9 protein-coding genes are annotated in these 12,128 nt (G+C 69.4%); 6 read left to right on the forward strand and 3 right to left on the reverse strand.

Going from position 1 to position 12,128, the window contains the following annotated elements; translation table 11 throughout:
* Nucleotides 1-16 precede the first annotated feature (16 nt).
* The 6 genes from BLQ73_RS02390 (at nt 17) to BLQ73_RS02415 (ending at nt 8,053) form a co-directional block, all read left to right on the forward strand.
* Entirely contained in the window at nt 17-769 is a 753-nt protein-coding gene (locus BLQ73_RS02390) for an SCO6745 family protein (protein WP_245690728.1), read from the forward strand.
* A gap of 173 nt (nt 770-942) precedes the next feature.
* Nucleotides 943-3,231 (forward strand): hypothetical protein, encoded by a 2,289-nt coding sequence (locus BLQ73_RS02395; protein ID WP_093167773.1) that lies wholly within the window; start codon nt 943-945, stop codon nt 3,229-3,231.
* 79 nt (nt 3,232-3,310) lie between these two features.
* Nucleotides 3,311-4,069 (forward strand): SDR family NAD(P)-dependent oxidoreductase, encoded by a 759-nt coding sequence (locus BLQ73_RS02400; protein WP_093167775.1) that lies wholly within the window; start codon nt 3,311-3,313, stop codon nt 4,067-4,069.
* 78 nt (nt 4,070-4,147) lie between these two features.
* Nucleotides 4,148-4,510, forward strand: a complete 363-nt coding sequence (locus BLQ73_RS02405; protein ID WP_245690730.1) for a phosphomannose isomerase type II C-terminal cupin domain — start codon at nt 4,148-4,150, stop codon at nt 4,508-4,510.
* Nucleotides 4,511-4,800: 290 nt separating this feature from the next.
* Nucleotides 4,801-7,185 (forward strand): FAD-dependent oxidoreductase, encoded by a 2,385-nt coding sequence (locus tag BLQ73_RS02410; protein ID WP_093167780.1) that lies wholly within the window; start codon nt 4,801-4,803, stop codon nt 7,183-7,185.
* A gap of 232 nt (nt 7,186-7,417) precedes the next feature.
* Entirely contained in the window at nt 7,418-8,053 is a 636-nt protein-coding gene (locus BLQ73_RS02415; protein ID WP_093167782.1) for an HNH endonuclease family protein, read from the forward strand.
* A gap of 218 nt (nt 8,054-8,271) precedes the next feature.
* Here the strand turns inward: BLQ73_RS02415 and BLQ73_RS02420 are convergent, their stop codons facing one another.
* The 3 genes from BLQ73_RS02420 to BLQ73_RS02430 all read right to left on the reverse strand — a co-directional run bounded on the left by BLQ73_RS02420 (nt 8,272) and on the right by BLQ73_RS02430 (nt 11,327).
* A complete protein-coding gene (locus BLQ73_RS02420) occupies nt 8,272-8,790 on the reverse strand; it encodes a PepSY domain-containing protein (protein WP_093167784.1) in 519 nt (172 codons plus the stop codon).
* Between the two features lie 90 nt (nt 8,791-8,880).
* Nucleotides 8,881-10,140, reverse strand: a complete 1,260-nt coding sequence (locus BLQ73_RS02425) for an ABC1 kinase family protein (protein ID WP_093167786.1) — start codon at nt 10,138-10,140, stop codon at nt 8,881-8,883.
* Between the two features lie 191 nt (nt 10,141-10,331).
* Nucleotides 10,332-11,327, reverse strand: a complete 996-nt coding sequence (locus BLQ73_RS02430; protein WP_093167789.1) for a hypothetical protein — start codon at nt 11,325-11,327, stop codon at nt 10,332-10,334.
* Between the last annotated feature and the right edge of the window lie 801 nt (nt 11,328-12,128).

The following is a 12,128-nucleotide window of genomic DNA, read 5'->3' on the forward strand; positions in this document are numbered from 1 at the left end:
CGCGAAAGGAACGGACATGGCTGATCCACGGGCCGTCGCGGCAGCGGTGAAGGGGCCGGTCGGCATCCTCGGAGGCGGCTTCATGGTGTCGCGCGAGGCCAAGGTCTTCACTGAGCGCACGGGCCTCCCGGGATGGACGGCGTACTTCCGGGGGCGCTGCGGTGTCCTTGGCGAGGTCGACGCCGACGTGGTGACCGCTTCGACGGTGTTCTTCCCCGCCGAATACGTCAGGGACAACTGGGAGGCCGGCAGGGGCCTGCCCGTCGACGAGGCGGTGGCCGCCTTCGCGGACGCGTGCCAGGAGTGGGGGAGGCGCCGGTTCGGCGGCTTCGCCGGGACCGCCAGGCTCGCCGCCCTCACCGAACTCGTCGTGGACAACGCCGATGTCATCGGGGCGCCGCTGTTCGCCGGATGGAGGGCGGTGCCCCTCGCGGCGGACGCCCCCGCGCGCCTCTCCCAGCTCCTGCACACCCTGCGCGAGCTGCGCGGCGGCCTGCACGCCGTGGCGGTGCTCGGCCAGGGCATACACCCCCTCCAGGCGGCCCTCGCCGCCGACCACGACACCCCGATGGGGCGCAGGGAGGGCGAGGCGCAGGCGCGGTTCAGCGCCTGGCCGGAGCCGTTCCCCGACATCACCCCCGAGGTGATCGAGCTTCGTGCGAAGGCCGAGGAGATCACCGACGACCTCATCGCGCCGGCCTTCGAAATCCTCGACGAAGGCGAGGCCGGAGAGCTGATCGGGCTGCTGGAGCAGGCGCTCGCCCCCTGAGCGCCGTCCCGCCCGCAGAGGTCCGGTGCGGCCCGCCGCACCGGACCCTCCCCCCGCGCGGCACGACCGCGACGCGACGGGAGGATCTCCGGCCTTCAGGCCGGGCAGGGGTTCAAGAGACAGAACCTCGCGGGGTTTGGGGCAGGGTCGCCGACCTGGCAGACTGACTGCCCATGGACGTGGACATCTGGGCCTGGGTGAGCGACACCCAGCGGCAACTGCATCAGGCCGGCAACGCCGGGCTGGCCATCGCGCTCGGCGAGCTGCCCGCGCTGGCACTGGAGGGCCGTTATTCCCAGCTTGACGTGATGGCACCCGCGGTCGCGCAGCATGGGGAGACCCTGGAGCTGCCGTGGCTTGAGTTCTACGCCCGCTACTGGCACCTGCTCGGCCGGATCGGCGACAGGGCCCAGGGCGCGGTGGCGCTCGGCGACGCCCAGGAGCTGGTGGAGTTCGCCGCGCGCGACGACGTGCGCGAGTGCCCGTCGGTCGCGGCGGCCCACGAGGTGCTCGCCGTCACGCAGGCCAACACCGACGGCCCGGGATACGCCGCCGACCGGCTGGCGGCGCTCGGCGCGGTCCTCGCGGGCGTCGAGCCCGAGTCGCCCGCGTTCTCCTCCCTCACCGCGCAATACGTGGCGGCGCTCCTCGACGCCGGGCGCGTCGAGGAGGCCGTGGCCTACGCCGAGTCCGCGGTCGAGCGGCTGCGCGCCGCGGGCCGCGAGGCGAGCTTCGAACTCGGCGCCATGAGCGCGCGAGCGCTGCTGCTCGCCGGGCGCGCCGAGGACGCGCGCACGGCCCTCGCCGCCGCGGCCGAGTTCCCGGCCGACGACCCGGTCTCCAAGCCGCACAGCGAGGCGGTGCTGCGCTCGTGGATCCTCGCCACCCTCGGCCTGATCTCCGAGGCCGTGGAGGCGCTTCCCGACCTCGACGTGGTCGGCGACCACCCGCGCGACTGGGTCGACTGGTCGCGCGCGGTCCGGCTCCTCGTCGGCTCCGAGCAGATCTCCAATAGCTGGCAGCTCGGCAAGGTGCTGCGGCAGTGGATCGACTACTTCGCCATGATGGGCGGCTACCGCGCCCGCGTCGAGCTCGCCCTCGTCGCCGGTGAGCTCGCGATCGAGCGCAAGGCCGTCTGGCAGGCCAGGCTGCTGGCCGACCTCGCCGAGTCGGGCCTCGGCGAGCTGAGGACCACGGAGGGGCTGCCCGAGCGCATCGAGGCCCTGCGCGCCGCGGCGGCCGGGACCGCGCCGCACGAGGCCCCCGGCCCCGTCGAGGAGCGCGTGGCCTACTTCGACGCCGCCGACGGCTTCAACGCCGACCCCGAGCGCTGGGTCGAGTGGCTCTCGCCCCTGTCCGGCCAGGACATCGAGGCGACCCGCAGGCACACGACCACCCTCGGATTCCTCGGCTACCCCTCGCAGGGCGCCGACATCTACTGGGCCATGCTCGTCGACACCGGTGCGGCGGCGCAGGCCGACGAGGAGGACATCACCTACCTCACCGGCCTGCTCATGGAGGCGAGGCAGGACGAGCGGCTGGAGCAGCTCGCGGCGAAGCTTCCGCCCCAGGGCCGCCACCTCGCGCTCGCCCGTCTGCACCGCGCGCGTGAGCGCTGGGCCGAGGCCGCGGCCGAGGCGGAGCAGGCGGTGCAGGCCGACCCCGGGTCGGCGCTTGAGGCGCGGCGGGTCTGGGCGACCGCGGCCCAGCAGCTCGACGACCCGGCCAAGGGCGCCGCCGTCCTGCGCGAGGTCCTCGACGACGAGACCGTCGAGCAAGAGGACATCTGGAAGATGATCGTCATGGCGACCTCCGCCGAGGAATGGGACACGGTCAGGCTTGGCACCACCAAGCTCGGCATGCCGCTCAGCTCCTCGGAGGGCCCGATCGAGGAGGAGATGGGCCTGGTGCGCATCATCCTCCCCGCCCCCGACGGCAGCCAGCGGCAGGTCCTCAGCCTGCGCACCGGCCCGGCAACCGCCCGCCTGGCCGTCCCGCAGCCCCGCAACATGGATTACAACGCCGGAGACGTCGTCGTCTTCGACCCGCAGCTCCTGGAGCCGATCCCGGACGACCCCAAGGAGAGGGAGGAGTTCGTGCCGCCGTTCGCCGGGGTGCGCATGCTGCGCCCGGGCGGCTACACGAGCTACTTCTTCGACGGCGCGGCCCCGAGCGAGGAGGACTGGACCGAGTTCAACGAGGTCCTGGCCGACCGCGGGTGGCCGATGTGGGTCTACAGCGACGACGACTACACGGTGACGCACCCGAGCACCGGTGAGCGCCTCCCCGGCGTGTTCGGCTGGGTCGCGGTGCCGCCCAACGTCGGCCCCGCCGAGGTCGACGCCCTGCTCGACGACGCCACAGAGCGCTGGGTGCACCCGCTGGCCTGGCTCGAGCTCGCCCGCGAGGTCGACGTCGAGGTCGAGCGGCACGAGCGCATCGTCAAGGAATACGGGCTCTAGAGGCGTCGTCTCGGATCGCCCCCGCCCAGAACACCGTCCTGTTCTCGGCTTGGCGTTTCGGGCCGAGGGAGACCACCACATGCTCGACAGATTCCGACTCGACGGTAAGACGGCCATCGTCACCGGGGCCTCCTCAGGTCTCGGTGTCGCCTTGGCCCGGGGATTCGCCGAGGCGGGGGCCGACATCGCGATCGGCGCCCGGCGCGCCGACCGTCTGGACAAGACCCGGCGGCTGGTCGAGGAGACCGGCCGCCGGTGCCATGTGCGCGTCACCGACGTGAGCGATCCCGACGACTGCCGCGCCCTGGTCGCCTCCACGGTCGCCGAGCTGGGCGGGGTCGACATCCTGATCAACAACGCCGGGTTGGGAAGCGCGGTGCCCGCGCTGAAGGAGACACCCGAGGAGTTCCGCCGGGTGGTGGACGTCAACCTCATGGGCACCTACTGGATGGCGCAGGAGTGCGCCCGGGTCATGAAGCCGGGGTCCTCGATCGTCAACATCGGCAGCGTGCTCGGCGAGACCACCGCGGGGCTGCCGCAGGCCGCCTACAGCGCCTCCAAGGCGGCGGTCGTGGGCCTGACACGCGACCTCGCCCAGCAGTGGACGGGACGGCGCGGCATCCGGGTCAACTGCCTGGAGCCCGGTTTCTTCGAATCGGAGATGACCGCGCAATACACGCCCGGTTATCTGGAGGGCGAGGTGGCGCGGCGGGTCCTCGCGGGGAGAACCGGAGATCCATTCGAACTCGTCGCCGCCGCTGTCTTTCTCGCCGGCGACGCGGCTTCGTATGTGACAGGTGTGGCATTGCCAGTAGACGGTGGCATTCTGGTTACCTAGAGGTTCGGGGGTTTCCGGGGAAGGAACGGTGATCCGCCGGTGCGGCATGTTCCTTCCACCGATGGAATGGAGAACACCTTGCTGGAGATCGATCGGATCGCTGCGGTGGTCCGTGATGAGCGGCCCTGGGGGGGCTTCGAGCGTTACACCCACAACGAGGCGTCCACGGTGAAGATCATCCATGTCGCGCCTGGACAGCGGCTCAGCCTGCAGCGGCATGTCCACCGGGACGAACTCTGGGTGGCGCTCGACCCGGGGGCCGTCTTCGAGGTGGACGGCGAGCGGTTCCATCCGGAGGTAGGCGACAGGGTCCTGATCCGCGCTGGTCAGACCCACCGCCTGAGTTCGTCGGGGCCGGCGACCCGCATTCTGGAGATCGCCTTCGGGCATTTCGACGAGGACGACATCGAGCGGCTGGAGGACGCCTACGGCCGCGTCTGAGCACCGCGACAGGAACTCCGGGACAGCAGCCGCGACAGGAGCGCCGCGACGGCCCCCGCCCATCGGGCGGGGGCCGTCCGCGTCGCGCAGGGGATCTTCATTCGGATGTTAGTCCGAGATCGGGAACCCGGACTGTGAGAGGTTTTCCCATCCCATTGCCCACCGGCCTCAACAGGGCCCTGGTGGCTCTGGGTAATCAATCAAACACGCTCAATTCCGTCTTGTGTCGGACTCAAAAGAGGATCTATGTTCCGGGAATAGTTATGCATTTGCACGCAACCGGAGGATGCATGACAGGCCGGCCTCGCGTAGTGATCATTGGTGCCGGCATTGTGGGTTGCGCGTTGGCGGATGAATTGAGCAGACGAGGTTGGAATGATCTCATCGTCGTCGACCAAGGCCCCCTGTTCCGCGGCGGCGGAGCCGAACCCCGGGCGCCCGGCCTCATCTTCCAGGCCGACGCCGTACGCACCATGACCCGGTTCGCCTCCTACACGGCGCGCAAGTACGGCGGGCTGGGTGACCACTTCCGGAGGGTGGGCGGACTCGACGTGGCCACCACGCACGAGCGCCTGCTCGACCTGTACCGCAGGCGAGGATGGGCGGCCTCGTGCGGCGTCGACGGTGAGGTCGTCGGCCCCGAACGCTGCGCGGAGCTGTGGCCGATGCTCGACCCCGACATGGTCCACGGCGGCTATCACGTGCCGGGGGACGGCCTGGTCGACGTGTCGGGCTGCGCCGAGGCCCAGGCCGGGCACGCCGCCGCCAGGGGCGCCCGGTTTCTGGCCAACGTCCGCGTTGTCGCCGTCGACCAGCGCGCCGGGCGCGTCGCCGGGGTGCGCGTCACACCAGCGGCGAACGGGTCGGGAGGCGAGAGCCGTACGGCTGACGCCGTCGCAATCCCGGCCGATGTCGTGGTGTGCGCGGCGGGGTTCCGCGGCCCCTCGGTCGGCGCTCTGGCCGGGGTGGCGGTGCCGCTGCTTCCCGTGGCCGGGCGGTACGCGCGGTCGGGGCCCCTCGCGGGCCTCGCCGGCGCGAGCGGGCCGTGGCCGGTTCTCCGCCACGACGAGCAGGGACTCAACGTCGTACGGCACGGCGACCGGATCGGCGTCGGCGCACCGGCCGACCGGCCGTTCCCAGTGGACCGGGAGGACGGCGAGACGGGGTTCGCCGGCGAGGACTTCGGCCCGGTCTGGCGTGAGGCGTCGGCGCTGCTGCCCGCTCTCGCCGCGACCGTTTACGGTGACGGCCTCACCGACGTCCATTCCGTCACCCCAGACGGGTTTCCGCTGCTCGGTGAGGCACCGGAACTGGAGGGGTTCTGGCTGGCCGAAGGCGTACAGGTCGCCCACTCGGCGGGAGCGGCGCGGGCCCTCGCCGAATGGCTCGTGGACGGATGCCCCTCTTTCGATGTGCATCGATGTGACATCGGCAGGTTCGAACCCGCGCAGCTGTCACCGGCTTACGTGCGGGCGTGCGGCAGGGCGAACTCCACTGGAGCTCGCGTCGTCGTCCATCCCCTCAGGCCGCTGAATCCGCCCCGGCCGCTGCGCGTCGGCCCGTTCCACGCACGCCAGCGGGAACTCGGGGCGGTGTTCCTGGAGAGCGCGGGGTGGGAGCGCCCACAGTGGTATCAGGCCAACGAACGCCTCGACCGGGGACAGACCGGCGAACACCTGCGTGACGGCTGGGCGCGGCGGCACTGGTCGCCGATCGCCGCCGCCGAGTCCCGTGCGGCCAGAGAGCGCGTGGCGCTGTTCGACATGACCGCGAGGAAACGCGTCGAGGTCTCCGGGCGCGGCGCGATGCGGTTCCTGCAGTGGGTGACCACGAACGACGTCACCGGGCCGCCGGGTTCGGTGACTTATTCCTTGATGCTCGACGTCACCGGCGGCATCAGGTCCGACCTCACGGTCGCGCGCCTCGCCGACGACGTGTTCCACGTCCGGGCCAACAGCGCCCTAGACGTCGAGTGGCTGCGCCGGCTCGCACCGGGCGATGTCGCCGTGCGGGACCTCACGCAGGGAACGTGCGCTGTCGGTGTGCGCGGCGCACACGCACGGGACCTGCTGGAACGTTGCACAGATCTCGACCTGCCGCCCCCCGGCTCCGCCGCTTCCACGGTCGGTTCGGGCCATGCCGGTGAAGTGCCCGTCACGGCCGTCAGGTTCGCCCGCGCCGGTGAACCCCGCTGGGAGCTTTCCACCACCACCGACCTCGGGGCGCGCCTGTGGGACACCTTGTGGCGCGCGGGCCGGGGGCTCGGTGTGGCGGCGGCGGGGTGGGCGGCGCACACCGCTCTGCGCCTGGAGGAGGGGCGGCGCGTCTGGGGGGTGGACATGACAAGCGAGCACACGCCGTACGAGGCGGGGTTGGGCTTCGCCGTAGGCACGGACAAGGAGTTCCTCGGGCGGGCGGCCCTGCGCGCGGAGCCGCGGCGCCGGCTGGTGCCGCTGCTCACGGGCCGGGTGGTGATGGGGGCCGAGCCGGTACGGGCGAACGATGACGTGGTGGGCTATGTGACCAGCGCAGGCTACGGGCACACGGTGGAGCGGGCCATCGCCTACGCGTGGCTGCCCATGGCGCTGGCCGAGCCCGGTACGGAGGTCGAGGTGGACTACTTCGACCGGAGGGTGCCCGCGGTGGTGGCGCGGGAGCCGCTGTACGGCGGTTGACCGGCTGTGGTTGCCGGGTCCGGGGGCTGCGGGGACGCGCCGGATGCGTTCGGGGGTGAAACGTCCGACTTTGTGTAGGCGACACGTCCACTTCTATGTATCTTCTCGCGTGTCGTCCGGCTCTACGGCACACGTAGTGAAATTTCGTGGTAGTTGCTCTTACCAAGAAAGACTGTTCTTTACCTGGGGGAGCGCTGTGCGGGGAGTCCGGGTGGCCTTAGGGGTCGCTGTGATGGCCGTGTCGACCGGATGCGGAGTCTTGGAGACGTCCAACGCCTCAGACGAAGGAACACACGTCGCCGCGGATGTGGACGCCGCGCGCCGCGGCCTTGCCACACTCGACGTCAAAGGGCGAGCCCCGATGACCGGATATGACCGGGACCAGTTCGGAGCCGCCTGGGCGGACGTTGACCGCAACGGCTGCGACACGCGCAACGACATCCTCAAACGCGACCTCACCGGCGAGACCTTCAAAGAGGGATCGCGCGGATGCGTGGTGCTGACCGGCACCCTTGAAGACCCCTACAGCGGGCGCACCATCGAGTTCACACGAGGACAGCGCACCAGCAGCGAGGTGCAGATCGACCACTTGGTGGCCTTGGCCGACGCCTGGCAGAAGGGCGCACACCGGTGGGACGACGACAAGCGCCGCCGGTTCGCCAACGACCCCCTCAACCTGCAGGCCGCGGACGGCCCGCTCAACAGCCAGAAGGGCGCGGCGGACGCGGCCACCTGGCTCCCGCCGTACAAGCCCTATCGGTGCGCTTATGTGTCCCGGCAGGTGGCGGTGAAGGTGAAGTACGAGCTGTGGGTCACCGCGGCGGAGAAGGACGCCATCACCAGGGTTCTGTCCACCTGCGGGAAGTAGCCGAGCCGGGAGGCGGCGCGCGTGGGGGGAGCACGCGCCCGTGTCGTCGTGGTTCGGCTAGGAAGGTGTACGGCGCCACGTTGGGCGCTGGTGCCGTACGCGTCGTCGGAACCGCCGCGCGTGGTGCCGTCGTCCCGGTCGCCGACGTCGTTGTCGCGGGCCGCCGGCGCGGTCGTCCGATCGTCTCATCGCGTCAGGGCCGTGCTGCCCTTGCCGCGCTAGTCGTCGCGCCGGTCGTCCCAGTCGTCGTCCTGGTCGTCCCGGTCGTCCTGGTCGTCCTGGTCGTCCTGGTCGTCCCGGTCGTCATCGCGGTCATCATCGCGGTCGTCCCGATCGTCGTCCCGGTCGGTCTCCTGGTCGAACTTCGTGATGTCCCCGGTGACCGCGGAGACGTCCACGTCGTACTCCTGGTCGCCGTTGCGGAGTTCGATCTCCCAGACCGGGCCGCCGTTGTCGTCGTCGTCCAGCTCGACTTCGGTGACCTTCGCGCTGGGGACACGCTGCTGGGCGATCTCGACGGCCTTGGCCTCGGCGACCGCGGGGGCCTGGCCGCCGGTCGGCGGCACGGCGCCCGTGTCGTCGGCGGGGGCGGTGAAGGGCGGGGGAGAGATGGAGGTGGAGGAGGCGACGGCCTGCGGCGGCGCCGGCTCGGTGCCCGCGATGGCGGCCCCGGTGCCGATGGCGGCGATGGCGGCGGCGACTGCGGCGGCGAGAGTGAACCTTGTCCTTGTTCGCATGACCCCAGGGTGTCCTGACGTGCGATAGGAGCGCGCTGTCGGAACGCTAAGGAGTCGTTAAACCAGGCCGGGTCCACTTCGCGGACGCTTCTAGAAGGGTCGGCGGCGGCTTCGCAGCAGACTCGGTAGTAGACAGGCCGCCAGGTAGGGGCGGGCCTCCTCCTGGAAACGCAGATCCGGCGCGAGCTGTTTGACGACTCCCTCCATGACCAGCAGCGCCAGGATCGGTGTGATGAAGGCGGTGGAGCTGTGCAGCCGGTGCTGTCGCTGCAGGCGGAACACGCTCAGGACGAAGGCGATGACGTCGAAGGCATCGGCTGACGTGCCGGAGACGGTGGAGATGAGCGCGGTCACGTCGCCGGTGAACGCCTTCTCGTCGAACGACGCCGGAAGTGCGACTGCCGTCTGCCGGATAATGCTCGCGCAGTCGGCCCCGGAGTTCGATAGAACGCCGTAGAAGAACTTGGCGAACCTTATCCGTTCGGCGTCGCTGAGCCGCACGACGAAGCCGGCGTCGAACATGACGACGTTGCCGTCGCCGCCGAGATGCAGATTGCCGTGGTGCAGATCGCAGTGCACCAGGCCGTCGATGAAAATCATGCGATATAGCGAGCGCAACGCGGTGACCAGCGCACGCCGGGTTCCATCGCCCGTGGCCGCCGGCGGCTGGATGAACTCCATGGTGAGCACGGCCTCAGCGCAATAGCCTTCGACGACGCCCGGTAGGCGCACGAGCGGGTTGTCGGCGAAATTGAGCCCGAGCGCCCGGAGATTTTCGGCCTCTTTGCGCAGGTCGAGTTGTGCCTGCACAAGGGCGCCGATCTCATCGGCCGTTTCCAGCAGAGGAAATGCGCTGAAACCCGGGATCCGCTTGAGATGTCTTGCCAGGGCCCGCATGAGCATCAGGTCGTCGGAGACGACACGCGTGATACCCGGCCTCCTCACCTTGACCGCGACAAGCCGTCCGTCGGGTAGACGCGCCCGGTAAACGCTGGCGATTCCCGCGCTGGCCACCGGCTTTTCGCCGAAATCGAGGAAAAGGCGGTCGACCGGGGAGCCGAGTTGCTTTTCCACGATACGCAGCGCCGCCGAACGATTGACGGGGCGCATGCGGTCTCTCAGTCGAGACAGTTCGGCGGCGGTTTCCGCGGGGATGAGGTCCGTGCGCATGCTGAGAATCTGCCCGACCTTGACGAACGTGGCTCCACAGGATTCGCAGAATGCGGCGGCGCCCATTCCGGCGATCGCGGCCGCGGACCTGCCGCGCATCGCCGGGTTCAGCACGAGCTGGGCGATCAGCCGTACAAGATGCCAGGCCAGCGAGCCCGAGATCCTGGCCAGCCGCAACACCGGCCGCAGCCTCCGACCAGGCCGGAGGAACGGGCGCGGCACATGCCTTGGGAGTGGCCGCCTCCGGCGAGGCCGTTCGCCGGAGGCTCGTCCCGGGCCGCTCACAGCACGGCCCCTCACGGCATGGCCCCTCCTAACATGGCCCCTCCTAACATGGCCCCTCCTAACACGGCCCCTCACGACGTGGACCCTCACAGCGCGCGCGAGCGGGCCGCTCTGGCTGCCTCGACGCCCTCCAGGAACTCCTCCCTGGTTATCTCGTGCATGCCGAGGCACATGCCGCTGGCGAAGGAGAAGCCGTCGCCTTGGATGGGTTTTTCGAAGGCCACCTTCACATCGCGTGGGGGAATCCCGCGCACGGCCTTGGCGTGCGCGATTCCCATCTGGTCGCCGGCGACCTGCGTGCCGTTCGCCCAGACCTCGAAGTTGGCCGTGTAGATGATGTGCGCGGGGAAGTCCGAGGAGTCGGCCCCGAGCCCTTCGATCGGCGGATCGTCCGCGATGCAGATGCTCTTGGGCTGCTCGTTGATGCGCACTTTCCCTCGGGCGCCGTCCTTGGGATCGCGGCCCAGAGTCCACGAGACGCTCAGGCCGTGGCCGTGCGACTCACGGCGGAAGGGAAGCTTGTAGGAGAACTGCGGCTCTTCGACCGGGCTCTCGGCGACGAACGACGCGCCCGCCTCGACCTCGGCGGCATGGGCGACGACATCGTCGGGGGCGACCGTCTCCTCGGCTTCCCGGAAGAAGCGAACGTTCCAGACGCCCGAGCGGGAGCCCGCCGTCACCTGCCAGTAGAGGTCGCCTTGATCGGTGTTGTGGTCGGTGACGCCGTCGATCCGCAGTCCGCTCACGGGGCCCAGGCTGTTGTCGCCGTCATCTCCCTGTTTCACGTAGTGGTGCGCGAGCGTCCAGGTCATCACCACCTGCTCGCGTCCGGCCTCCGGGTGGTCCTCGTTCTTCAACCTGCCGCGAGAGTCACCGAAGTAGAGCCTGCTGAGGAGCCGGCTCGCGCCGAACAGCTCCCAGTCGCGGATGACGAACTGGAACTCGCGAGTGCCCAGGCCCCCAAGGTATGCGGGCCACAGTTCGGCACGCATGAACGCGCGCAGCTTCACCCGTTCGGTGACCTGTTTCCCGTCGACCTCGGCGTGTACGGGCAGGAAGATGCTGGACCCCTCGTATTCCACGAACGTCTCACCGGGGTCTAGGTCGCGGAAGGTTCGATACGGGCGCGGCCATCCTTCCAAACTGAAGGGGTTGCGCGCGCTGCGTGGTTCCCAAGTTGCGTCTGACATGGTGGGACCGCCTTCCGGACCAGTGGGTCGGTGAGCTTTCGGGAATGGCGATGCGGCCACGCAGAGAACGCCGTCGGAAGGAAAGCCGTTTTCGCTCGGCTATCGGTTTCCAGGCTGGTGTGTGGGCCCAGAACCCGAGAATTTCCGCCTTAGTTGTTCGGGCGGACGGCATCGCACATTGCTGTTTATGTCGCGTTCCCGATTTCTCAAACCACTACCGAATGGATGGAGTGGACGGCCTTTATGGCCTCTCGGTGAACATGGGCTTTTCCCGGGCGTTCTTAGGCTGTTGCCGGAGATTGGATCGATCTCCGGATGAATTTCCCCGACCTGTGATGCCGTTTCATGGATGACCGCATTGGAAGCGTAGATCGAGCGGAATTCTTTGCCCGATTCGGACATCATGCGGGTCTTGCCGGGTGCTGGGCGGGTGCGGCGGCGGTGGTGCGGACGAGAAAACTCGCGCATCGTCAAAAAGGTCGGTGCGGTTAAGTTTTCCAGACGATTTTCCAAGGTCGGTTCCGTTGAAATTCGCGTATCGCGGCATAACGCAGAACAGAGAGCTTGATCTGCGACTTTAATCCATTGAAATGGTATTCCTGGGGGTGGGGAGCGGGAATTGGCGGACATGGCAACGGGCGCCGGTTCCCCCCGAGTGGAACCGACGCCCGTGCATGGCCGTACACCAAGGTG

It is taken from the genome of Sinosporangium album, from assembly GCF_900100605.1.
GTDB classification, from domain to species: Bacteria; Actinomycetota; Actinomycetes; order Streptosporangiales; family Streptosporangiaceae; genus Sinosporangium; species Sinosporangium album.